Source organism: Amycolatopsis sp. NBC_00348, assembly GCF_036114655.1.
Classification (GTDB): domain Bacteria; phylum Actinomycetota; class Actinomycetes; order Mycobacteriales; family Pseudonocardiaceae; genus Amycolatopsis.
Genome location: NZ_CP107994.1, coordinates 335,468 through 357,795 on the forward strand (window position 1 = coordinate 335,468; position 22,328 = coordinate 357,795).

Below are 22,328 nucleotides of genomic sequence, written 5' to 3' on the forward strand. Positions count from 1 at the left end.
TTGAGACCCGGTGGAGCACCCCGGACGACGATGGGACGAAAGATGAGTGCGAAGAACTCAGGCACCTTCACGATCGGTGGCGACCTGCCGGTGACCCGGCTGGGGTACGGCACGATGCAGCTCACCGGGCCTGGCGTCTGGGGTGACCCGAAGGACCCGGAGGAGGCCGTCCGCGTGCTGCGGCGCGCCGTCGAGCTGGGTGTCACGCTGATCGACACCGCCGACGTCTACGGCCCGTTCGTCGCCGACCTGCTGCTGAAGAAGGCCCTGCACCCGTACGCCGACGACCTCGTCATCGCGACCAAGGCCGGCTTCACCCGGCAGGGCCCGAACGAGTGGATCCCGGTCGGCCGGCCCGAGTACCTGCGCCAGCAGGTCGAGCTGAGCCTGCGCCACCTCGGCCTGGAGCGGATCGACCTGCTGCAGCTGCACCGGATCGACCCGAAGGTGCCGGTCGCCGAGCAGATCGGGGAGCTGAAGAAGCTGCAGGACGAGGGCAAGATCCGGCACATCGGCCTGTCCGAGGTCGGCGTCGCGGACCTGCAGGAGGCGCAGAAGACCGCGGAGATCGTGTCCGTGCAGAACATGTTCAACCTGGTCAAGCGGGACGCCGAGCCGCTGCTGGAGCACGCCACCGAGCACGGCATCGCGTTCATCCCGTGGTTCCCGCTGGCCACCGGCGCCCTCGCCGGCCCGGACAGCCCGCTGAGCACCCTGGCCAAGGAGCACGACGCGTCGCCGTCGCAGCTCGCGCTGGCCTGGCTGCTCAAGCGCTCGCCGGTGGTGCTGCCGATCCCGGGCACGTCGTCGGTCGCGCACGTCGAGGACAACATCGCGGCGGCGGACATCGAGCTGACGGACGCCGAGTTCGACGCCCTGTCCGAGGCGGCCGCCTAGCGCTCGGCTCCGGTCGTGAGTGTTTAGGGCGGTTCTAACCGCCCTAAACACTCACGACCAGCCGCGGCAGACCGCACGCCGGAACCGGTCGGCGGTTCCGGTGCCGCGTCAGGCGGGGAGCACGTTGATCAGCAGCTTGCTGCGCGGCGTGATCAGCACGGTGTTGACCCGGTCCGGCCGGATCCGCCCGCGGAGCTCGCGCTCCAGCGGGTAGGTCCGGCCGCCGGCGCGCAGGCTGAACGTCTCGATGCTCTTGAACCCGGCCGGGCTGTGGTGCAGGCCGATCGGGTACTCGTCGGTGAGGCGCGCGGTGTCGAAGTCGTGCGTCCAGCCGGTGACCGCGAGCAGCCGCCCACCGGTCGCGTCGGCGAGCCGCCGCCAGCTGATGTAGGCGAACCAGGCGGTCAGCGCCAGGATCGGGACGACGGTGCCCAGCACCTCGCCCGCGGTGTCGGCCACCGTCGCGACGAGCACCGCGACCACCACCCCGGCGACCGCCACCACCGCGGCGGCCCAGAAGTTGAGGTCGAGCAGCTTCCCGCGCTGGGCGGGGTGGAGCTGCCCGTTGCGGTTGGCCAGCTCCACCTCGGCCTGCTCGATCACTCGCCCTCGCCTTCGGGGTGTTCCTTCTCGTAGGCCTCCGTGGCCTCGTGGTTCCGGTCGATCTGCTCGTTCTCCTGGCGGCGGCCCTCGGTCACGACGCCGACGGTGTCGGCCGTGCTCCAGTGCACCTTCTCGTTCGGGTCGAGCAGCTTGTGCTGGTTCAGCACGCTGCGGCCCTCCTCGGAGTACTTCTCGCCGGGACCTTCGAGCTTCTCGCGGCCGGGCACGTGCTCCTTGGCGGCGTCGCTCCACCCCTTGGCCGTCTCCTCGGCGGTCTTCGCCTCCTTGCCGGCCTGCTTCAGCTCGTTGGCCTTGCGCTCGATGCCCGCGGCCGTGTCGACGCTCTTGTCCACCAGCTTGTCGACGCCCTTGCCGACCTTCTTCAGCGCGTTCGCCGCGCCTTCGAGGGCCGCCTTCGACTTGCCGGCGCCCTTGGCCAGGCTTTCCAGCTTCTCGACGACCTTCGTGATGCGCGTGCTGATCTTCTCCGCGAGCACCCCGCCCTCGACGACGGAGTCGGCGATGAACGCCGCGATCGTGCCGCCGAAGGTGCACCACGACGCCGCGAGCGCGGCCAGCGCCTTGACGATCAGCTCGCCGACGAACGACGAGATCAGGTCGCGGATCAGCCCGCGCTCGGTGCCGACCAGCGCGGCGCCGACGTTCATCGCCGTCGACGCGCTGTCGGCGTGCGAAGCCGCTCCGCGCAGGACGCCGACGTAGCTCTCCGCCGTCCGCTGGTAGGCCTCCGCGGAGCCGCAGTCGCTGAACGACTGCCCGACGTTCGCCGCCTTCTGCTCGTACTGCTCGGCCGTCTCGGTGAGCTGCTTCGAGATGTTCGACCAGGTCACGGCCTTGGCGGTGACGGCCTCGGGCTTGCCGGCGAGCTTGTCGAGGCCGTCCTTGAGGAAGCTGATGTGCTCGATCAGCCAGCCGACACCCGCGCTGGCCAGCGTGCCGAGCGGGTCCATCGCCGCGCCGAGCAGGTCGAGGGCGTCGGTGCCGACGTCCATGGCGAGGTTGCCCCAGTCGCCGTTGCGGGCGTCGGTCAGCGTCGAGGCGGCGTCGCTGAAGATGCCGGCGCCGCCGGTCTGGGCGTTGACGTTGTCCAGCTCGCCCTTCGAGCCGTCGCCCATCCCGCTCCAGAAGCCGCCGGACGACTCGCTCGTCGCGACGAGGGGGTTCTCCTGCGTCTCGGTCATGCCGGCAGCTCCTTGCCGATGCCTTCGATGAGGCTCTTCGTGTGCTGCTCGTGCTCGCTGAACGCCGTGTGCGCGGTCTTCACCCGGTCCGCGACGTCGTGCCCGGCGTCGACGGCGGCCTGGAGGAGGCCGTCGGCCTGGTCGACCCACCCCTGGATCGGGACGGCGAAGACCTGCCCGACGATGCCGAACGCGTCGAAGTCGAGCGCCTGGGCGGTGCCCGCGGCGTCGAGCGCCTGCTGCACCCGGCCGGCGATCTCGCGGATCTCGTCCTCGTGGCCGCCGAGGACGTCGAAGTCGACCTTCATGGCCGTCATCACAGCCCCCGGCGCAGGATCGGGCCGCCGAAGTCCTCTTCGTCACCCGGCCGCGGCGGCGGTTTCCGGGGGAAATCCCGAGGTGATTCCTCTTCGGGCAATTCGGGCTCCGGAATCTGTTCCCGGAGGAATTTCATCGCGTCGCTGTCGGCGCCGATCACCGGTGCCATCACGCTCGTCAGCTGCTGGGCCGCCTGCACCTGGGCGCGTTTCGCGGTGGCCACGACGGCGGCGGCGAGGCGGGCGCGCGGCAGCTCGTCGGCACGTGGCCCGAAGGTGAGTTCCTGCAGCGCACCGCTGGTGTTGACGGTCACCGTGACGGCGCCGTCGGCGCTCGTGGCCGTCGCCGAGATGTGCTGGAGCCGGACCTTGGCCTCCGCGGCGCGCCGGGCGATTTCGGGCATACCGGCCGAAGCGGATTCAGTGATGTTCACGGCGACCTCGAAAGTCGGGGGAGGGCATGCGGATCAGAGGCAGCAAACCCCGTTTCGGTTCCGCCGACAACCCGGAAAATCTTTCCGAGAACAACGCATGGGAATTCATTTATCCGTTCTTTACCCGGGGCGAGACGGGCGGTGTTGAGCGCGACCGGCTCAGGCTTCCGTAAACTCGGCATGAGCAGCGAGCGAAGTGGGTGAGGAACGGGTGGCCAACGCGGACGAACGCCGCTTCGACGTGCTGCGCGCGATCGTCGCCGACTACGTCTCCAACCAGGAGCCGGTCGGCTCGAAGACGATCGTCGAACGGCACAACCTGGGCGTGTCCAGCGCGACCGTGCGCAACGACATGGCCACCCTCGAAGAAGAGGGCTACATCACCCAGCCGCACACCAGCGCCGGGCGGATCCCCACCGACAAGGGCTACCGGCTCTTCGTCGACCGGCTGTCCGAGATCAAGCCGCTGAGCGCGGCCGAGCGCCGCGCGATCACGACGTTCCTCGACAGCGGCACGGACCTCGACGACGTCCTGCGCCGCTCGGTCCGGCTGCTCGCGCAGCTGACCCGGCAGGTCGCCGTCGTCCAGTACCCGATGCTGACCAACGCCGCGGTGCGCCACCTCGAAGTGGTGCCGCTGACCCCGGCCCGGCTCATGCTGGTGCTGATCACCGACTCCGGCCGCGTCGACCAGCGGACCGTCGACCTCGGCGACGTCATCACCGAGGACGGCGTCGCGCGGTTGCGCACGGTGCTCAACGCCGCGATGGCCGGCCGGCGGCTCAACGAGGCCGCCGCGCGCGTCGCCGAGCTGCCCGACAAGTCGCCCGGCGAGCTGCGCGACGCGCTCATCCGCGTGTGCACGGTGCTGGTCGAGTCACTGGCCGAACACCCCGAAGAACGCCTGGTCCTGGGCGGTACGGCGAACCTCACCCGCAACGTCGCGGACTTCCCCGGCTCGCTGCGCCAGGTCCTCGAAGCGCTCGAGGAGCAGGTCGTCGTCCTCAAGCTCCTCGCCGCCACCCGCAACCCCGGTGCGATCACGGTGCGCATCGGTGAGGAAAATGAGGACGAGCAGATGCGCAGCACCTCGGTCGTCTCGATCGGATACGGCCAGGACATGGTGCTCGGCGGCATGGGGGTGGTCGGCCCGACCCGGATGGACTACCCCGGCACGATCGCCGCGGTGCGCGCGGTCGCCAACTACGTGGGTCAGATCCTGTCCGGCCGCTGAGCCGGGCAGAGCAGAAGGAGAAGCAGAGACGGTGGCGAGGGACTACTACGGCATCCTCGGGGTGGCGAAGAACGCGAGCGACCAGGACATCAAGCGCGCGTACCGGAAGCTGGCCCGAGAGCTGCACCCCGACGTCAACCCGTCGGAGGACGCGCAGCACAAGTTCGGCGAGGTGACGACCGCCTACGAGGTGCTGTCCGACCCGCAGAAGCGCAAGATCGTCGATCTCGGCGGCGACCCGATGGACGGCGGCGGCCGCGGCGGCGCGGGGGGCGGCGACCCGTTCGCCGGCTTCGGCGGCCTCGGCGACATCATGGACGCCTTCTTCGGCGCGGCCGGCGGCGGCGGAGGCGGTCGCGGGCGTGGCCCGCGCAGCCGCGTCCAGCCCGGTTCGGACGCCTTGATCCGGCTCGGCCTCAGCCTCGAGGACTGCGCGACCGGCGTGGACAAGGAGATCGCGGTCGACACCGCGATCGTCTGCGACCTCTGCCGCGGCGCGGGCACCACCGAGGGCACCGGCGTCAAGACCTGCGACACCTGCGGCGGCGCCGGCGAGGTCCAGTCCGTCCAGCGGTCCTTCCTCGGCCAGGTCGTCACGGCCCGCCCCTGCCCGGTCTGCCGCGGCTTCGGCGAGGTCATCTCCGACCCCTGCCGCCAGTGCGGCGGCGACGGCCGCATCCGCGCCCGCCGCAACGTCACCGCGAAGATCCCGCCGGGCGTCGGCGACGGCATGCGCATCCGGCTGTCCGGCCAGGGCGAGGTCGGCCCCGGCGGCGGCCCGGCAGGCGACCTCTACGTCGAGATCGACGAGACCCCGCACGAGGTCTTCGTCCGCCAGGGCCACGACCTGCACTGCAACTTCCGCATCCCGATGACGACGGCCGCGCTCGGCGCCACGGTGCCCATAGCGACCCTCGTCGACGGCGACTACGAGCTCGACGTCGAACCGGGCACCCAGCCCAACGCCGAGCTGGTCCTCACCGGCAAGGGCATGCCCCGGCTGCGGTCCTCGGGCCGCGTCGACGGCCGCGGCGACCTCCACGTCCACATCGACGTCGTCGTCCCGACCAAGCTCGACGAGGCCCAGCGCGAGCTGCTCATGGACCTCGCCACGCAGCGCGGTGAGGAAGTCCCGACCCTGGCGTCCAACGGCAACAAGCACGGCGGCCTGTTCTCCAAGCTGCGCGCCAAGAACCACCGCTGAGCTGCGCTGTGCCTGACACCACCCTGCCGGTCTTCCTCGCCGAATCGGTGCCCGCGTCCGGGCGCACCGTGCTCGACGGCGAGGAAGCCCGGCACGCGGCGACCGTCCGCCGGCTGCGCGTGGGGGAGCGGCTGATCCTCTCCGACGGCGCGGGCGGCCTGGCCCGCTGCGTCGTCGACGCTGTCCAGCCCGGCCGCGACGCGCTGCTGACCCTCACGATCGAGGAACGCTGGACCGAGGAACCACCCGCACTGCGCGTCGTGGTGGCACAGGCCCTCGCCAAGGGCGACCGCGGCGAACTCGCCGTCGAACTCGCCACCGAGGCCGGCGCCGACGCCATCGTCCCCTGGCGCGCCGCCCGCAGCGTCGCCAAGTGGGACGACGGCGGCCGCGGCGACAAGGCCCTCGCCCGCTGGCGCACCACCGCCCGCGCCGCCGCGAAACAGGCCCGCCGCGCGCACGTCCCCGACGTCACCGAACCCGTCGGCACCCGCGAGCTCGCCGGCCTCGCCGCGACGATGTCCCTGGTCATCGTCCTCGAGTCCGACGTCCCCGACCGCCTCACCGACCTGACGCTGCCCGACGCCGGCGACATCCTCCTCGTCGTCGGCCCCGAAGGCGGCATCACCGACGACGAACTCCACACCCTCCGGGAAGCCGGCGCCCGGGCCGTCCGCCTCGGCACCACCGTCCTGCGCACCTCCACCGCCGCGGCCGTCGCCCTCGGCGCGCTGGGCGCCCTCACCACCCGGTGGCAGTGAAAAGATCACCCCCGAAAAAAAGGCTGGTTTTTGCGCCCAGTTATGGCGCGATCACGCTCCGACCCGTTACTCTCGTTTACTAACGCGCCACACAGTGTTTCGGCGCGCTACTGGGAAAACACAGACCCCGCCGGGCACCTCCCCCCTCGGTCCGGCGGAGCCGCGGACGCGGTAGATCGACCCCCAGGATCTACCGCGCCGCGGCGTTTCCTCTCGCTTCGCTCGTTCCAACGCCGCTTCTGCGTTCGCGATGCCCTCTGGGGGTCAAACCCCCAGACCCCCAGCCGGGGCAAGCCCCGGACCCCCGCGGCTTTTGTGTTTCTCTCGTTCAAAAGGCGCGTTCCTTGCTCGGGCCTTCGGCCCTCGCCTCGTGTGGTCGGGTTGCTTGCTCGCTCGCTTCACTCGCATCGCTCGTGTGGTCGGCTTGTGTGGGCGGCTTCCGGGGTTGGTGGCTAGGGTTTGTTCTATGAGTGAGGACGAGACGCTCTTCGAGCGGATCATTGCTGGTGAGATCCCTGCCGATGTTGTCTATGAGGACGAGACGACCTTTGCGTTCCGGGATATTCGGCCTCAGGCTCGGGTTCATGTGCTTGTGGTGCCCAAGAAGCGGTATCGGAACCTTGGGGAGCTTGCTGCTGGTGATCCGTCTCTCCTGAGTGAGGTTGTTGCTACTGCTCGTAAGGTTGCTGAGCTTGAGGGCATCCTTGACAGTGGGTATCGGGTGGTTTTCAACACTGATGGGGATGCTGGGCAGACTGTGTTCCACGTGCATGCTCATGTGCTTGGTGGGGAGCCGCTGGGGTTCTTCGGGGCTCATGCGGGCTGATTAGCGGAAACCCGTCTGCGTTCTGTCGGTGGGTGCCAGTAGCATCGAGGGGTCAGTAGTCCCTCACCGAGAAAGCAGGGCCGAGGCCACGTGGCCGGAACCGCACCGGGTGGAGCCGCCCGACCCGACGTCCCCGGAGACGTCCCCAAGACCGACGACAGCGCTGCCACCCAGGCGGCCCAGTCCCGGTTCCCGATTCCCGACGCCGCCGCCCTCAGCCTGCTCGGCTCCCGCGACGAGAACCTGCGTGTCGCCGAGGAGCTCCTCGCCGCCGACGTGCACGTGCGCGGCAACGAGGTCACCCTGACCGGCACCCCCGCCGACGTCGCCTTCGCCGAACGCGTCTTCGCCGAGCTCGTCACCCTCGCCACCGGCGGGCAGCAGGTCGGGCCGGACACCGTCCGGCGCACGATCGGGATGCTGAGCACCGGGGACGCGTCCCCGGCCGAGGTGCTCAGCCTCAACATCGTCTCCCGCCGCGGCAAGACCATCCGGCCCAAGACGCTCAACCAGAAGCGCTACGTCGACGCCATCGACAAGCACACCGTCGTCTTCGGCATCGGCCCGGCAGGCACCGGCAAGACCTACCTCGCCATGGCGAAGGCCGTCCAGGCCCTCCAGGCGAAGCACGTCACCCGCATCGTGCTCACCCGCCCGGCCGTCGAAGCCGGCGAGCGCCTCGGCTACCTGCCCGGCACCCTCAACGAGAAGATCGACCCCTACCTGCGGCCGCTCTACGACGCGCTGCACGACATGGTCGAGCCCGAGTCGATCCCGCGGCTCATGCAGGCGGGCACCATCGAGATCGCGCCGCTCGCCTACATGCGCGGCCGGACGTTGAACGACGCCTTCATCATCCTCGACGAGGCGCAGAACACCACGCCCGAGCAGATGAAGATGTTCCTCACCCGGCTCGGGCAGGGCTCCAAGATCGTCGTCACCGGTGACATCACCCAGGTCGACCTGCCCAACGGGCAGCGCAGCGGCCTCCGCGTCGTGCGCGACATCCTCGGCGGCGTCGAAGGCCTGCACTTCGCCGAACTGACCAGCCAGGACGTCGTCCGGCACAAGCTCGTCGGCGACATCGTCGACGCCTACGAGAAGTGGCAAGCCGTGCAGGACGCCCAGGACCAGCAGAGCAACGGCTGGAAGGGCACCCGGCGTTGAGCATCGAAATCGCCAACGAGTCCGGCGTCGACGTCGACGAGACGTCCATCGTCTCAGCGGCCCGCTACGCCCTCGACAAGATGGAGGTCAGCCCGCTCGCCGAGCTGTCCATCCTCCTGGTCACCCTCGAAGTCATGGAAGACCTCCACGAACGCTGGATGGACCTGCCCGGCCCCACCGACGTCATGGCCTTCCCGATGGACGAGCTCGACTCCTCCCGCCGGCCCGACGCGCCCGACGCGTCGCCGGCGCTGCTCGGGGACATCGTGCTCTGCCCGGCGTTCGCGAAGGACCAGGCCAAGACCGCGGGCCACCGCCTGATCGACGAGCTGCACCTGCTCACCGTCCACGGCTGCCTCCACCTCCTCGGCTACGACCACGCCGAGCCCGCGGAGGAACGCGAGATGTTCGCCCTCCAGAAGCGCATCCTCGGCGAGTACCAGGACGCCGTCGCCGCCCTGGAGAAACGCAACGCCCAGCGCAACACCGACGACCGCGTCCTCGGCATCGCCGGACTCGACGCGGACGCCGAGCCGGCCGTGGACGCCGGGCCAGCCGCCGGGGAAACGTCCTAGGCGCCAGCCATGGTCCAGCTCCTCTTCGCGATCGCGCTCGTGCTCCTCGCGGGCGTGTTCGCGGCGGCCGACGCCGCCGTCAGCACCGTCTCGCAAGCCCGGGCCGACGGCCTCGCCCGGATGGGCGTGCCCGGCGCCGGGCACCTCGCCGCGGTCATCGCCGAGCGGCGCCGGCACATCAACCTGCTGCTCCTGCTGCGCCTCGGCTGCGAGCTCACGGCCACCGTGCTGGTCACCGTCTTCGTCGGCACGCGGCTGCGGCCGCTCGGCCTCGCCGTGCTGGTCACGGCGGTCGTCATGATCGTCGTGAGCTACGTCCTCATCGGCGTCGGCCCGCGCACCCTCGGCCGCCAGCACCCGTACCGCATCGGCCGCTACGTCGCCGGGCCCGTCCGCGTCCTCGGCTCGGTCCTCGGCCCGCTGTCCCGGCTGCTGATCCTCGTCGGCAACGCCATCACCCCCGGCCAGGGCTTCCGGGAAGGCCCGTTCAGCTCCGAGGTCGAGCTGCGCGAGCTCGTCGACCTCGCCCAGGAACGCGGCGTCGTCGAGGACTCCGAGCGCGAGATGATCCACTCGGTGTTCGAGCTCGGCGACACCGTCGCCCGCGAGGTCATGGTGCCGCGCACCGAGATCGTCTGGATCGAGCGCACCAAGACCATCCGCCAGGCCCTCGCACTGGCCCTGCGCACCGGCTTCACCCGGCTCCCGGTGATCGACGAGTCCGTCGACGACATCGTCGGCGTCGTCAACATCAAGGACCTCATGGCCGGGTACATGGACCCGGACGGCCCGAGCACCGTCGTCGACACGCTGATGAACGAGGCCGGCTTCGTCCCCGACTCCAAGCGGCTCGACGAGCTGCTCAAGGAGATGCAGCGCTCGCACAACCACATGGCCATCGCGGTCGACGAGTACGGCGGCACCGCGGGCCTGCTCACCATCGAGGACGTCCTCGAGGAGATCGTCGGCGAGATCACCGACGAGTCCGACGCCGACGAGCGCCCCGAGGTCGAAGAGCTCGACGACGGCGCGGTCCGCGTCTCGTCCCGGATGGGCATCGACGACCTCGGCGAGCTGTTCGGCATCGACCTCGAAGACCACGACGTGGAGACCGTGGGCGGGCTGCTCGCGGAACGACTGGGTAGGGTCCCGCTACCGGGGGCCGAAGCCGAGGTCGCCGGCCTCCGGCTGTTCGCCGAAGGCGGCAAGGATCGACGCGGCCGCATGCGCATCACCTCGGTGGTGGTGCACCCGGCCGACGCCGACGCGATGACCGACCCGGCCGACCGGACCACCCGGCGCCGCACGCGCCTGCCCCACCCCGACGAACGCGACAGGAGCGTCGAACATGCCTGACCTCGAGGCGGAGGACCAGAAGCTGGTCACCCTCGCCCGGTCCTCGCGCGCCCGGATCCAGGCCTCGGAAGGCGCGGCCGTCCGCGACACCGACGGCCGCACGTACACCGCGGGCACGGTCGACCAGCCGTCCTTCAAGCTCACCGCGCTGCAGGCCGCCGTGGCCGCCGCGCTCTCCAGCGGCGCCGAAGGCATCGAAGCCGCCGCCGTCGTCACCGGGGAGGGCCTGCTCAAAGAGGCGTCCCGGCACGCGATCCGCGACATCGCCAAGTACGCGCCGATCATCCTGGCCGACCCGGCAGGCGACGTCATCGAGGTGCTGAAGCGATGACCGAACACCGTTCCGGCTTCGCCTGCTTCGTCGGCCGGCCCAACGCGGGCAAGTCGACGCTGACCAACGCGCTCGTGGGCACCAAGGTCGCGATCACGTCGAGCAAGCCGCAGACCACCCGCCACGCGATCCGCGGCATCGTGCACCGCGAGGACGCCCAGCTAGTCCTCATCGACACCCCCGGCCTGCACCGCCCGCGCACGCTGCTCGGCCAGCGGCTCAACGACATCGTGCACACGACGTGGTCCGAAGTGGACGTCGTCGGCCTGTGCGTGCCGGCCAACGAGAAGATCGGGCCCGGCGACAAGTTCATCGCCGCCGAGCTGGAGAAGATCGCCAAGCGCACGCCGGTCATCGGCATCGTCACCAAGACCGACCTGGTCCAGCCGCAGCAGGTCGCCGAGCAGCTGCTGGCGCTGCAGAACGTGATGGACTTCGCCGAGCTGATCCCGGTGTCCGCTGTGGACGGCTTTCAGGTCGGCGCGCTCGCGGATCTGCTCGTCACGAGGCTTCCCGAGGGCCCGCAGCTCTACCCGGGCGGCGAGCTCACCGACGAGCCCGAGCAGACGCTGGTCGCCGAGCTCATCCGCGAGTCGGCGCTGGAAGGCGTCCGCGACGAGCTGCCGCACTCGATCGCCGTCACCGTCGAGGAGATGTTGCCCCGCGAAGGCCGCGACGACCTCATCGACGTGCACGCGTTCCTCTACGTGGAGCGGCCCAGCCAGAAGGGCATCATCCTCGGGCACAAGGGCGAGCGGCTGCGCGAGGTCGGCGCCACCGCCCGCAAGAACATCGAGGCGCTGCTCGGCTCGAAGGTCTACCTCGACCTGCACGTCAAGGTGGCCAAAGAGTGGCAGCGCGACCCCCGCCAGCTGCGCCGGCTCGGGTTCTGACGTGACCGAGCGCCCGCGCCCGCCCGCCGACTACAACCCTGGGCCCCCGCCGTCGAGCAACCTGGCCTGGGGCATCGTCGCCGCGATCCTCTGCCTGCCCTTCGGCATCGTCTCGATCTTCCAGGCGGCCAAGGTGGAGCGGCTCTGGGCCCAGGGCGAGCCGGACGCCGCCCGGGGCGCGGCCGGCGCCGCCCGGCGCTGGGCGATCATCGGCGGTGTCGTCGGGGTGGTGTTCTGGGTGGCCCTGGTCGTCGGTGGTGTGCTGCTGCTGGGAACGCTGCTCGACGACGCCGCGTCCCACTGACGACCGTCGGCAGCAGGAGGCGATACCGGTGACCCAGCCGTACCCGCAGCAACCCCCGTACGGCTGGCAGCCGAACTACGGGCCGCCCCCGGAGAACAACCTGGTCTGGGCGATCCTGTCGACGGTGATGTGCTGCCTGCCGTTGGGTATCGTCGCCATCGTGAAGGCGAACCAGGTCAACACCCTGTGGTTCCAGGGCTACCACGTCGAGGCGCGCCGGGCCGCCGACGAAGCCCGCAAGTGGGCGATGTGGTCGGCGATCGCCTTCGGTGCCCTGATCGGCCTCTACCTGCTGTTCGTCTTCGTGATGTTCGCGATCGCCGGCGTCTCGTTCTGGGGGCTGGCGTCGTGACGACCGTCTACACGGGATTCCCGGCCCAGGGGGCCAAGGCCCGGCTGCGTGCCTTGAGCGCGCCGATGGCCGTGGTGGGCGGGCTCGGCGCGTGCTGCGTGGCCGTCTGGCTCGGCGACCCCACCACCCCCGGCGGCTGGCTCCCGGTCTGCCCCACCAAGGCACTGCTCGGCATCGACTGCCCGGGCTGCGGCGGCATGCGGATGGCCTACAGCCTGATGCACGGCGACCTCCCCGCGGCCCTGCACTACAACGCCGTCTCGCTCGTCTTCGTGCTGCTCTTCGTCTGGAGCACCGTCGCCTGGGCGGTCGGGCGGCTGCGGGGCCGGTGGGTGAACAGCTGGCTGCACTGGCGCTGGACGCCACTCGCCGTCGGCGTCGTGTTCGTCGCCTGGTTCGCCATCCGCAACCTCCCGTTCGCGCCGTTCACCGGTTTGCGCGTCTGAATGACAACGGAGCGGAACCGGCGCGCCGTGTAACGCGTCGGACCTCCACGACGTTCACTCGGACAGTGGACGCCTGACACACGCAGGCGAACGCGAACCGAGTACGCTCCCGCGGACCGTGCCGTACATTCGGGCCGGTTCCGCATGAGGTGTGCGGTGGAGTGACCAGCGAGGGGGAGACCCACATGACCGATCCCTACGGTCAGCAGCCGTTCGGGCAACAGCCCGGCGGCCAGCAGCCGTTCGGACAGCCGCAGCCGGGACAGGCGCCGCCGCCCTACGGGCAGCAGGCGCCGTACGGTCAGCAGGCCCCGTTCGGGCAGCCCGCGCCGTTCGGCCAGCAGGGTGCTCCGTTCGGCCCGCCCCAGAACTACGCGCCCTGGGGGCTGCGCGCCGGCGCTCTGCTGATCGACATCGCCCCGCTGATCGTCATCGACCTGCTGGGGTTGATCGTGACGATCGCCGGCAGCTACACCCTCGGCTCCATGCTGTACCTGCTCGGCGCGCTCGCCGGCATCGGCTGGTCGGTCTACAACCGGTGGATGCAGCAGGGCACCACCGGCCAGTCGCTCGGCAAGCGGATCACGAAGATCAAGCTCGTCGGCGAGTCCACCGGGCAGCCGATCGGCGCCGGCATGGCGTTCCTGCGCGACCTCGCGCACTTCGTCGACGGCATCATCTGCTACGTCGGTTACCTGTGGCCGCTGTGGGACGACAAGAGCCAGACCCTCTCCGACAAGATCATCGGCACCGTCGTCATCAACGCCGACGACGCCGCGCCGCACGGCCAGCCCGGTGCGCAGCAGTTCGGCGGCGGTTACCCGCCGGCGGGGCAGCAGCCCGGCCAGTTCGGCCAGCCGCAGTCCGGTGGCTTCGGTCAGCCGCCGTCGGGTGGTTTCCCGCAGCAGCCGCAATCCGGCGGGTTCGACCAGCCGCAGTCCGGTGGTTTCCCGCAGCAGCCCGCGCAGGGTGGCGGCTTCGGCCAGCCGCCGCAGGCCGGCGGTTTCCCGCAGCAGCCCCAGTCCGGTGGCTTCGGCCAGCAGCAGGGCCAGCCGCTCGCGCCGCCCCCGGGCCAGGGTGCCTTCGACGAAGGCGCCGAGCGCACCCAGATGCTGCGTCCCGATTCGGGCGGCAGCGGCGCTTCGCCGTTCGACGAAGGTGCGGAGCGCACCCAGATGCTGCGTCCCGAGGCCCAGGGTGAGGCCGAGGCGACCCAGAAGATCCAGCCGGGCCAGTTCGGGCAGCAGCCGCCGCAGCAGCCCGGCCAGCCGCCGCAGCAGTAGCCGCGGCACCTGACTTCCGCACCACCGCCGGGATTGCCGGCGGAAGTTCACGAGTAATTGGGGTAGACGTTCATGACCAATCCCTACGGTCAGCAGCAGCCGCCTTACGGCCAGCAGCCGCAGTCCGGCGGTTTCCCGCAGCAGCCGGGTTACGGCCCGCCGTCCGGGGGCATGCCCGCTCCGTACGGCCAGCCCGCGCCCTACGGCCAGCCGCCCTCCGGCGGTTTCGGCGCCCCGGGGTACGGCATGCCCGGTGGTGGCGACATCAACCAGATCAAGGACTACAAGGGCTGGGCGATCGGCTGCATCTTCCTCTGCTGGATCCTCGCGATCTTCGCGATCATGAAGTCCAACGAGGTCCAGACGTACAAGATGCAGGGCAACTACATGATGGCGGAGCAGGCGTCGAAGACGACCAAGACGCTCTGCCTCATCGCCTCCATCATCGGCGGTCTCGGTTGCGCGTTCGCGATCATCTGGATCATCGTCGCGGCCACCGCGGTGAGCACGTACTGCAGCGGCTACTACTGCTGAACCCGGGTCGGTCCACCCCGGCGTCGTCCGATAGTGGGACGATGTCGGGGTGGTGAACCTCTACCGCGACACCGGGGTGGTGTTGCGCACGCACAAGCTGGGTGAGGCCGACCGGATCATCACCCTGCTGACCCGGCGGCACGGCAAGGTCCGCGCCGTGGCGAAGGGCGTGCGGCGCACCTCGTCCCGCTTCGGGGCCCGGCTGGAGCCGTTCGGCCACGTGGACGTGCAGTTCTACACCGGCCGCACGCTCGACGTCATCACCCAGGTCGAGACCGTGGACGCGTTCGCGCTGCCGCTGGTCGCCGACTACCAGCGCTACACCGCGGCCAGCGCGATCGCCGAAACCGCGGACCGGCTCTCGGCCGAAGAGGGCGAGCCGGTGCTCAAGCTCTACCTCCTCGTCTGCGGCGCGCTGCGCTCGCTCGCCGCGGGGGAGCGCGACGCCTCCCTGGTGCTCGACGCCTTCTTCCTGCGCGCGATGTCCTACGCCGGCTGGGCGCCCGCGCTCACCGAGTGCGCCCGCTGCGGCCTGCCGGGCCCGCACGTCGCGTTCAGCGTCGCCGCCGGCGGCTCGATGTGCCAGGACTGCCGCGTGCCCGGTTCGGTGCACCCCGCGCCCGAGGTCCTGGACCTGCTCACCGCCCTGCTGCACGGCGAATGGCCGATGGCCGAGTCGACCCTGCCCGGCACCCGCCGTGACGCGAGTGGCCTGGTCGCGGCGCACCTGCAGTGGCACCTGGAGCGTCAGCTCCGGTCCCTTCCCCTGGTCGAGCGACGCGCGCGGGAGACCACGGTGAAATCCGGGGCTTCGCCCCGGGCCGAAGGCTCCGCCACCCGGACCCCCGCAGGATAGGGAGTGCGCGGGCAGTAGGGTCGGGCCTGAATCGATTTCACCCATCCAGGGAGGCTCGCCGTGCTGCGCAGGGGACGCGAGAACAAGGCGTCGCGATCGGAGCTGCGGGTCCCGGAGCCGCACCCGACCGGTGCGGTGCCGCCGGAGATCCCGCGTGAGCTGGTCCCGAAGCACGTCGCGCTGGTCATGGACGGCAACGGCCGCTGGGCCAACCAGCGTGGCCTGCCGCGGATCGAAGGCCACAAGCGCGGCGAAGCGGTGATGATCGACGTCGCCGCCGGTGCGGTCGAAATCGGCGTCAAGTGGCTCTCGGTGTACGCGTTCTCGACGGAGAACTGGAAGCGCAGCCCCGAAGAGGTGCGGTTCCTGATGGGCTTCAACCGCGACACCATCCGCCGTCAGGTCGACTACCTCGGCTCGATCGGCGTCCGCATCCGCTGGGCCGGGCGCCGGCCCAAGCTGTGGGCGTCGGTGATCAAGGAACTGCAGGCGGCCGAAGAGAAGACCAAGCACAACACCGCGCTGAACATGACGATGTGCGTCAACTACGGCGGCCGCGCCGAGCTGGGCGACGCCATGCAGCGGATCGCGCGGGACGTCGCCGACGGCAAGCTGAGCCCGGACAAGGTCACCGAGAAGACCATCGGCAAGTACCTGTACCAGCCGGACATGCCCGACGTGGACCTGTTCCTGCGGCCCTCGGGCGAGCAGCGGACGTCGAACTTCCTCCTGTGGCAGTCGGCCTACGCCGAGATGGTCTACCAGGACACGCTCTTCCCGGACTTCGACCGGACCCACCTGTGGCGGGCCTGCCTGGAGTTCGCCAAGCGGGACCGCCGGTTCGGCGCTGCCGTCGACCAGGCTGCTGCCGATCAGGCGGCCGTCGATCAGGCTTCGGAGGCCACGTCGTGAGCTCGACCGAGGCGGCCGAGACCGCGGAACTGCTGACCAGCGCCAAGGGCGCCCTCGAGCGCTACCTCGAGGTGCACGTCGACGACGACGGCGCGCTGACGTTCTCCCACGGCGACGTCCCGTGCGTCATCCAGGCGACCCGCCTCGGCGAGGGCCTCACCGTGCTGACCCTGACCTGCGTGGTCGGCTGGGACCTGGCGGACGCGCCCGAGCTGTCGATCGCGGTCGCCGAGCGGGCCGGCCAGGGGCTGTTCGGCACCCTCGGCGTCGGGCACTCCGACAACGGCGTCGACGTCACGCTGCGGTACGCGTTCCCGGCCGTGGGCCTGGACGCGGCGGCGCTGGGGACGCTGCTGATGCTCGTGGTGTCGACGGCGTCGCAACTGCGCACCGAACTGCCGGGGATCCTGCCCGCGCAGTAGCGATTTCGCCGCGAACGGCGTTTTCCGGTCCGAAACGGACCGTGTCCGGCCGTTCGCGGCCTGTGCGGATCACGCGATGTCCCGGCGTCCTGGCATCATCGCCGTCGTGGACACCCTTTCCGAAACTTCCACCGAGCCCGGCCGGCGTTCCCGCCGGTTCCGGGTCAGCTCGGTCGAAGTGCTGTGCGCGATCCTGCTGGTCGCGATCCTCGGCCAGGGCTGGCTGCAGCGGCTGTTCGACGTGCCCGCGCTGCGCACCGGCTCGACCGTGTTCGTCGCCGTCTGCGTGCAGGCACTGCCGTTCCTCGTGCTGGGTGTGCTGATCAGCGGCGCGATCGCGGCGTTCGTGCCCGCGCGCGTGCTGGAGAAGGTGCTGCCGCGCCGCGCCGGTGCCGCGGTCGGCGTCGCCGGGCTCGCCGGGGTCGCCCTGCCGGGCTGCGAGTGCGCGTCCGTACCGGTGGCGCGGCGGCTGATGGGCCAGGGCGTGGCCCCGGCCGCGGCGCTGACGTTCCTGCTGGCCGCGCCGGCGGTGAACCCGGTGGTGCTGGTGGCCACCGCGGTCGCGTTCCCGGGCAAGCCGGAGATGGTGCTGGCCCGGTTCGTCGGCTCGCTGGCCACGGCGATGGTGATGGGCTGGCTGTGGGCCCGCTGGGGCAAGCTCGAGTGGATCACCGAGCGCGCGTTGCGCCGGCTGCCGGACGTCGCGGGCGGGCAACGGTGGCGCGTGTTCGCCGAGACGGCCCGCACGGACCTGGTCGAGGCCGGCGGGTTCCTGGTGCTGGGCGCGCTGATCTCGTCGGCGCTGAACGTGCTGGTCCCGGCGAAGTGGTTCGGCGTGCTGGGGGATCAGCTCGTGCTGGGCATCGTGGTGATGGCGGTGCTCGCGGTGGTCCTGGCGCTGTGCAGTGAGGCGGACGCCTTCGTGGCGGCGTCCCTGACGGCGTTGCCGCTGCTGCCGAAGCTGGTGTTCCTGGTCGTCGGCCCGGCGGTCGACGTCAAGCTGTTCGCCTTGCAGGCGGGCACGTTCGGCCGGGCGTTCGCGGTGCGGTTCGCCCCGGTGACGTTCGTGGTGGCGGCCGCCTGCGCCGTGGTGACCGGACTGGTGGTGGGGCTGGCGTGAAACGGGAGACCCAGAACATCCTGCTGATCCTGCTCGGCGGCGCGCTGGTCAAGATCGCCGTCAACGGCGACTACCTGCGCTACGTCAAACCGGCGCAGCAGCCGTGGATCATCGCCGGCGGGGCCGTCATGGTGCTGCTCGGCGCGGTCGCCGTCGTGCGGGACCTGCTGGCCGCGCGGGCGAAAGCGGCCGAGAAGGCCGAGCACGACCACGGCCATGACCACGATGACGGCCATTCCCATTCGGCCCGGCCCGCCTGGCTGCTGCTGGTCCCCGTGCTGGCCGTCTTCCTCGTCGCGCCACCCGCGCTGGGCGCCGACTCGGTGATCCGCACCGAAGCGCGCGTTCCGGCGAGCGCGGCCGCGGCCAACGCGGCGGCCTTCCCGCCGTTGCCTGCTGGGAACGTCGTTCCGTTGTCGGTCAACGAGTTCGTCAGCCGCGCGGGGTGGGACAAGGCCGGCACCCTCGACGGCCGCACCGTCTCGCTGACCGGGTTCGTGGTGCACACCGAAGGCCGGACCCTGCTGGCCCGCCTGGTGATCAGCTGCTGCGCGGCGGACGCCTTCCCGGTGACGGTCCGCCTCACCGGCACCGACGCCGCCCGGTACGCGAGCGACGCGTGGATCGAGGTGACGGGCCAGGTCGTCCCCGGCACGGCGACCCAGGCCAACAGCTACACGCCGGACTTCACCGCGGCCTCGGTCGCGACGGTCCCGACCCCGAAGGATCCCTATGAGTACTAGTTAATGCTGCCCGCAGGTGCCGGTGATCTCCACGGTGTGGGAGATCTCCGAGAAGCCGTGCTCCGCCGCGATCTTCTCGGCCCAGCGCTCGACCGCCGGCCCCTCGACCTCCACCGTGCGGCCGCACAGGCGGCACACCAGGTGATGGTGGTGGTGCGCCGAGCAGCGGCGGTAGATCGCCTCGCCCGAGTCGGTGCGCAGGACGTCGATCTCGCCGGCCTCCGACAGGGACTGCAGGGTGCGGTACACCGTTGTCAGGCCGATGCCGTCGCCGCGTTTGCGCAGCTCGTCGTGCAGGTCCTGGGCGGAGCGGAAGTCGTCGACGGCGCTCAGCAGCTCGACGACCGCGGCCCGTTGCTTGGTCGATCGGCGGCCGGGCACCGGAGCCTGGCTGCGTGGCGCGACGGGAGTCATCACTGCTTTCCTTCCTGCACGTGGGCGACGGCGTCGACGACGATGTGCGCCAGGTGGTCGTCGGCGAGCCGGTAGACCACCTCGCGGCCGCGCCGCTCGCCCTGCACCACCCCGGCGGTCTTCAGCACCCGCAGGTGCTGGCTGATCAGCGGCTGCGCGACGTCGAGGGCGTCCACCAGCTCGTGCACGCACCGGTCGGCCTCGCGCAGCTGCAGCACGATCGCGATCCGGACCGGCGCGGCCAGCGCCCGCAGCAGGTCGCCGGCGTCGGCCAGCACCGCGCTCGCCGGGTGCCGGGAGGGGGCCACCCGGTCCCGTTCGAGCTCGTGGGTGTGCGGTCCGGCCTCGTCCGCGACGCCGCTCCCCGTCACCGTCGCCATCACTGCCTCCACGTCGTCGCCGCCTGAGACCATGAATTCCGTAGTCATTTCCGATAACGGCCCGGCCCATCCTAGTGTTCCCCCGGACGGGCCCCGTCCGGTCACCGCGTCCTGAGGGGTACTGCAGGACGCATTACCCCGTTCGGGTGAGTTCGTGGGATATTGGCTCTTCGGCTTCGCATGTCGTGGCCGACGGTGCAAGGTTGTCGCGGAGCGTTGCGTCGCTTCTCGTACGACGGCGCCCGCCCGAGCAGAACGCAGTGGGGAGACATGACCCGATTCGCAACGAAGGCAGCCGTCGTGACGGCCGTCCTGTTTCCGCTGGTCGGAGTGGGTGTGGCCGGGGCACAGAGCCAGGCGGTCGACGAGAAGACCGGCCCGGTTTCGTTCGCGAACGTGGCGTCGGTCCGGATCGGTGGCGAGGGCCAGCACGGCGGCTCGCTGATCACCGAGACCCAGCGCTCGCCCCTGCTGCCCGGCCAGTCGAAGCTCGGCACCGACCGGGTCGCCGTGCCCAAGGACGACGGCGAGCGCGCGACGTTCGGCGGGCACTACGCGATCGACCTCGGCCGCTACAGCGGGTCGCAGGACCCGTACCCCGCGGGGATCGCGAGCCGGGACCACAACGTCGTCGCCGCGCTGCAGGCGAGCACCGTGCCCACGGCCGTCGCCGAGACCAACTACGCGCTGCGCGACACGTGGCAGGGCGGCGCCAAGCCGGTCGACGACACCGTGCTCGTGCTCGAAGGCGCCAAGACCGCGGTCGACTGCACCGCCCCGGCGAAGCTCACCGGCACCTCCTCGGTGGCCCGGCTGTGGGTGCGCCAGGCCGGCGGCGCGCTCGGCATCGTCCCGATGCCCGGCGGCAACGCAGGCCTGCAGCTGCAGAACCTGCGCCTGGGCCCGCCCGGCGACATCACGAACGCGAGCAAGGACACCACGCTCTCGGACCTCAAGCTCACCCGCGTCGCCGCGTTCGACCAGCTGATCCGCCAGGACGGCTGGCGCGGGGGCGACTTCACCGCCGTCGCCGGCTGGCGGGTCGAGATCACCACCCACGTCAAGGACGCGGCGGGGGCCGCGCTGCAGGACGTCCAGACGAACGTCGTGCTCGGCGGGGTCAGCTGCTCGGTTCCGAAGGGCTTCGTCGCGAAAGCCTCCGGCACCACCGGCGGCGGCACCAGCGCGACTCAGCCCGCGGTGCCGACGCAGGTTCCGGCCGGGTACCTCGGCGCGGCCGCGCCGGACACCGGCAGCGACCTCTCGCGCATCCCGCTCGGCATCGGCCTGCTCTTCGGCGGCGTGTTCTTCGGGAGCGTCGCCCTGCTGCTGGGCAGGCGGCGCAAGTCCGGGACGGACTAGGTGCTGCGCACCGGGCTGGCCGCCGTCTCGGGGGCGCTGGCCGTCGCCGCCTTCGCGGCCGGGGTCGTCGTGCTGACCTGGCTGCCGCCCGAGCCCACGTCGATTGCCGCGCCCGCGCCCGGCTCGCTGCCGGGGGAGAACGCGGCCCCGGCCGTGCTGCCCGCCGACAGCTCGTCCACCGAGCAGCAGCGCCCGGGCACGGTCCGGCTGCCCGACGGCGCCACCGCCCGGCTGGTCCGCACCGAGCTCACCGACACCGGCGTGCTGCCCATCCCGCGCGGTCTCGGCGACGCCGCGTGGTGGGGCGCGAAGCTGGGCGCCGACCACGGGGCCGCGCTGCTGTCCGGGCACGTGAACTGGGAGGGCGACCGCGGCCCGTTCGACGAGCTGTGGCGGATGCGCGACGGCGAGGACGTCAGCGTCGTCGACGCGCGCGGCGGCCGCTGGGTCTACCGCGTCGACGACGTCGTCACGCTGCCCAAGGAGACGCTGCCCGCGCAGGCCGCCCGCTGGTTCGGCCAGGACGGCCCGCACCGGCTGGTGCTGGTGACCTGCGGTGGTGACTACGTCGGCGGCACCGAGGGCTACGACGAGAACCGCCTGGTGACCGCGACCCTGGTGACCCGTCCCACCGGCTGACCGAGTTCGATGCAACCTCCGCCGCCCGTCGCGGCATGTGTGTCTGTGCACTGCCCACGGAGCGAAGGAGCACAGGCACATGCAGGACCAGCACCCGGTGACGGCGGAGCGCGAGAAGGGCCCCGGCCGCTGGTGGATCGTCGGCGCGGCCGGCGCGTTCGTGATCGCGGCAATCGTCGCGTCCCTGCTCGTGTTCACCGGAAAGGATGAACCTGCCAGCGCGAACGGCGCGACCGCGCCCGTTCCGACGGCACCCGCCACGGCCGCGCAGGGCACCCCGCCGGACACCGGGCAGGCGCCGGCGCAGCTGTCGCTGCCCGGTGGCGGCGCCGCGAAGCTCGTCCAGGAGGACCTCGACGCGAACGGCGCGCTCAAGATCCCCGAAGGTCTCGGCGAAGCCGCGTGGTGGGGCGCGAAGCTGGGCGCCGACCACGGCGTCGCGCTGCTGTCCGGGCACGTGAACTGGAAGGGGAAGAAGGGGCCGTTCGACGAGCTGTGGCAGGTCAAGCAGGGGCAGGACGTCAAGCTGACCGACGCCGCCGGCGGCGCCTGGGTGTACCGGGTCGACGCGACCGAGACCATCCACAAGTCCGAGCTGGCCGGGCGGTCGGAGCAGCTGTTCTCCCCGGACGGCCCGCACAAGCTGCTCCTGGTGACCTGCGGCGGCGAGTACGTCGGCGGCACCGAGGGCTACGAGGACAACCGGGTGGTGACGGCGTCGCTGGTCTCCCGGCCCTGACGAGGCTCACCTGCGCGGAAAC

The 22,328-nt window shown here is 71.1% G+C and carries 29 protein-coding genes; 23 read left to right on the forward strand and 6 right to left on the reverse strand.

Annotation, left to right across the window (positions count from 1 at the left end; translation table 11 throughout):
- The first annotated feature begins 42 nt into the window (after positions 1–42).
- On the forward strand, positions 43–897 hold the full coding sequence (locus OHS58_RS01465) for an aldo/keto reductase (RefSeq protein WP_326943281.1): 855 nt from the start codon (positions 43–45) through the stop codon (positions 895–897).
- A gap of 108 nt (positions 898–1,005) precedes the next feature.
- Here OHS58_RS01465 and OHS58_RS01470 read toward each other — a convergent pair whose 3' ends face one another.
- Genes OHS58_RS01470 through OHS58_RS01485 form a run of 4 tightly spaced genes read right to left on the reverse strand, consistent with a single transcriptional unit; the run spans position 1,006 to position 3,423 of the window.
- Positions 1,006–1,500 (reverse strand): hypothetical protein, encoded by a 495-nt coding sequence (locus OHS58_RS01470; protein WP_326943280.1) that lies wholly within the window; start codon positions 1,498–1,500, stop codon positions 1,006–1,008.
- On the reverse strand, positions 1,497–2,702 hold the full coding sequence (locus OHS58_RS01475; RefSeq protein WP_328646886.1) for a hypothetical protein: 1,206 nt from the start codon (positions 2,700–2,702) through the stop codon (positions 1,497–1,499). The genes OHS58_RS01470 and OHS58_RS01475 overlap by 4 nt, the downstream gene beginning before the upstream one ends.
- Positions 2,699–3,010, reverse strand: coding sequence for a type VII secretion target (locus OHS58_RS01480; protein ID WP_326943278.1), 312 nt, complete (start codon positions 3,008–3,010; stop codon positions 2,699–2,701). The genes OHS58_RS01475 and OHS58_RS01480 overlap by 4 nt, the downstream gene beginning before the upstream one ends.
- A gap of 8 nt (positions 3,011–3,018) precedes the next feature.
- Positions 3,019–3,423 (reverse strand): YbaB/EbfC family nucleoid-associated protein, encoded by a 405-nt coding sequence (locus OHS58_RS01485; protein ID WP_328646887.1) that lies wholly within the window; start codon positions 3,421–3,423, stop codon positions 3,019–3,021.
- A gap of 241 nt (positions 3,424–3,664) precedes the next feature.
- On the opposite strand from OHS58_RS01485, the gene hrcA reads away from it, so the two are divergent.
- From hrcA to OHS58_RS01580, 19 genes are all read left to right on the forward strand, one after another.
- On the forward strand, positions 3,665–4,687 hold the full coding sequence (gene hrcA, locus OHS58_RS01490; protein ID WP_247064483.1) for a heat-inducible transcriptional repressor HrcA: 1,023 nt from the start codon (positions 3,665–3,667) through the stop codon (positions 4,685–4,687).
- 31 nt (positions 4,688–4,718) lie between these two features.
- Positions 4,719–5,891 carry a molecular chaperone DnaJ gene (dnaJ, locus tag OHS58_RS01495; RefSeq protein ID WP_247055076.1) on the forward strand — a complete coding sequence of 391 codons (1,173 nt, stop codon included), beginning with the start codon at positions 4,719–4,721 and terminating at the stop codon, positions 5,889–5,891.
- A gap of 8 nt (positions 5,892–5,899) precedes the next feature.
- Complete coding sequence (locus OHS58_RS01500) at positions 5,900–6,652, forward strand: 16S rRNA (uracil(1498)-N(3))-methyltransferase (RefSeq protein WP_328646888.1); 753 nt, start codon at positions 5,900–5,902, stop codon at positions 6,650–6,652.
- Positions 6,653–7,118: 466 nt separating this feature from the next.
- On the forward strand, positions 7,119–7,478 hold the full coding sequence (locus tag OHS58_RS01505; RefSeq protein WP_328646889.1) for a histidine triad nucleotide-binding protein: 360 nt from the start codon (positions 7,119–7,121) through the stop codon (positions 7,476–7,478).
- A gap of 90 nt (positions 7,479–7,568) precedes the next feature.
- Positions 7,569–8,645, forward strand: a complete 1,077-nt coding sequence (locus OHS58_RS01510) for a PhoH family protein (protein WP_247055070.1) — start codon at positions 7,569–7,571, stop codon at positions 8,643–8,645.
- A complete protein-coding gene (gene ybeY / locus OHS58_RS01515) occupies positions 8,642–9,220 on the forward strand; it encodes an rRNA maturation RNase YbeY (protein WP_326959515.1) in 579 nt (192 codons plus the stop codon). The genes OHS58_RS01510 and ybeY overlap by 4 nt, the downstream gene beginning before the upstream one ends.
- Before the next feature lie 9 nt (positions 9,221–9,229).
- Positions 9,230–10,576, forward strand: a complete 1,347-nt coding sequence (locus OHS58_RS01520) for a hemolysin family protein (protein ID WP_326943273.1) — start codon at positions 9,230–9,232, stop codon at positions 10,574–10,576.
- Entirely contained in the window at positions 10,569–10,907 is a 339-nt protein-coding gene (locus tag OHS58_RS01525; RefSeq protein WP_247055064.1) for a cytidine deaminase, read from the forward strand. The genes OHS58_RS01520 and OHS58_RS01525 overlap by 8 nt, the downstream gene beginning before the upstream one ends.
- Positions 10,904–11,800, forward strand: a complete 897-nt coding sequence (gene era / locus OHS58_RS01530) for a GTPase Era (RefSeq protein WP_326943272.1) — start codon at positions 10,904–10,906, stop codon at positions 11,798–11,800. Before OHS58_RS01525 ends, era begins: the two co-directional genes overlap by 4 nt.
- Position 11,801: 1 nt before the next feature.
- Positions 11,802–12,104 carry a CD225/dispanin family protein gene (locus OHS58_RS01535; protein ID WP_247055060.1) on the forward strand — a complete coding sequence of 101 codons (303 nt, stop codon included), beginning with the start codon at positions 11,802–11,804 and terminating at the stop codon, positions 12,102–12,104.
- A 28-nt stretch (positions 12,105–12,132) separates the two neighbouring features.
- The gene (locus tag OHS58_RS01540) at positions 12,133–12,456 is read left to right on the forward strand and encodes a CD225/dispanin family protein (protein ID WP_247055059.1); all 324 of its coding nucleotides are present in this window, start codon (positions 12,133–12,135) and stop codon (positions 12,454–12,456) included.
- Positions 12,453–12,902 carry a DUF2752 domain-containing protein gene (locus tag OHS58_RS01545; protein WP_326959517.1) on the forward strand — a complete coding sequence of 150 codons (450 nt, stop codon included), beginning with the start codon at positions 12,453–12,455 and terminating at the stop codon, positions 12,900–12,902. The genes OHS58_RS01540 and OHS58_RS01545 overlap by 4 nt, the downstream gene beginning before the upstream one ends.
- Positions 12,903–13,087: 185 nt before the next feature.
- Positions 13,088–14,185, forward strand: coding sequence for an RDD family protein (locus tag OHS58_RS01550; RefSeq protein ID WP_326943270.1), 1,098 nt, complete (start codon positions 13,088–13,090; stop codon positions 14,183–14,185).
- Positions 14,186–14,257: 72 nt separating this feature from the next.
- Complete coding sequence (locus OHS58_RS01555; protein WP_247055052.1) at positions 14,258–14,719, forward strand: CD225/dispanin family protein; 462 nt, start codon at positions 14,258–14,260, stop codon at positions 14,717–14,719.
- Positions 14,720–14,771: 52 nt separating this feature from the next.
- Positions 14,772–15,575, forward strand: coding sequence for a DNA repair protein RecO (gene recO, locus OHS58_RS01560; protein WP_326951612.1), 804 nt, complete (start codon positions 14,772–14,774; stop codon positions 15,573–15,575).
- A gap of 60 nt (positions 15,576–15,635) precedes the next feature.
- Positions 15,636–16,487: an isoprenyl transferase gene (locus OHS58_RS01565; protein ID WP_247055050.1), complete on the forward strand. Its 852-nt coding sequence runs from the start codon at positions 15,636–15,638 to the stop codon at positions 16,485–16,487.
- A complete protein-coding gene (locus tag OHS58_RS01570; protein ID WP_247055048.1) occupies positions 16,484–16,909 on the forward strand; it encodes a YbjN domain-containing protein in 426 nt (141 codons plus the stop codon). The genes OHS58_RS01565 and OHS58_RS01570 overlap by 4 nt, the downstream gene beginning before the upstream one ends.
- 76 nt (positions 16,910–16,985) lie before the next feature.
- On the forward strand, positions 16,986–18,029 hold the full coding sequence (locus OHS58_RS01575; protein ID WP_328646890.1) for a permease: 1,044 nt from the start codon (positions 16,986–16,988) through the stop codon (positions 18,027–18,029).
- Complete coding sequence (locus OHS58_RS01580; protein WP_328646891.1) at positions 18,026–18,772, forward strand: TIGR03943 family putative permease subunit; 747 nt, start codon at positions 18,026–18,028, stop codon at positions 18,770–18,772. The genes OHS58_RS01575 and OHS58_RS01580 overlap by 4 nt, the downstream gene beginning before the upstream one ends.
- Here OHS58_RS01580 and OHS58_RS01585 read toward each other — a convergent pair whose 3' ends face one another.
- Both OHS58_RS01585 and OHS58_RS01590 read right to left on the reverse strand, forming a co-directional pair.
- Positions 18,773–19,186, reverse strand: coding sequence for a Fur family transcriptional regulator (locus tag OHS58_RS01585; RefSeq protein ID WP_328646892.1), 414 nt, complete (start codon positions 19,184–19,186; stop codon positions 18,773–18,775).
- Entirely contained in the window at positions 19,186–19,566 is a 381-nt protein-coding gene (locus tag OHS58_RS01590) for an ArsR/SmtB family transcription factor (RefSeq protein WP_442792217.1), read from the reverse strand. Before OHS58_RS01590 ends, OHS58_RS01585 begins: the two co-directional genes overlap by 1 nt.
- Before the next feature lie 270 nt (positions 19,567–19,836).
- Here OHS58_RS01590 and OHS58_RS01595 point away from each other — a divergent pair, with 270 nt between their 5' ends.
- From OHS58_RS01595 to OHS58_RS01605, 3 genes are all read left to right on the forward strand, one after another.
- Complete coding sequence (locus OHS58_RS01595) at positions 19,837–20,928, forward strand: hypothetical protein (RefSeq protein WP_326943265.1); 1,092 nt, start codon at positions 19,837–19,839, stop codon at positions 20,926–20,928.
- Positions 20,929–21,567, forward strand: coding sequence for a class F sortase (locus OHS58_RS01600; protein WP_247055036.1), 639 nt, complete (start codon positions 20,929–20,931; stop codon positions 21,565–21,567).
- Between the two features lie 79 nt (positions 21,568–21,646).
- Positions 21,647–22,306 carry a class F sortase gene (locus OHS58_RS01605; protein ID WP_328646893.1) on the forward strand — a complete coding sequence of 220 codons (660 nt, stop codon included), beginning with the start codon at positions 21,647–21,649 and terminating at the stop codon, positions 22,304–22,306.
- Positions 22,307–22,328: the final 22 nt, after the last annotated feature.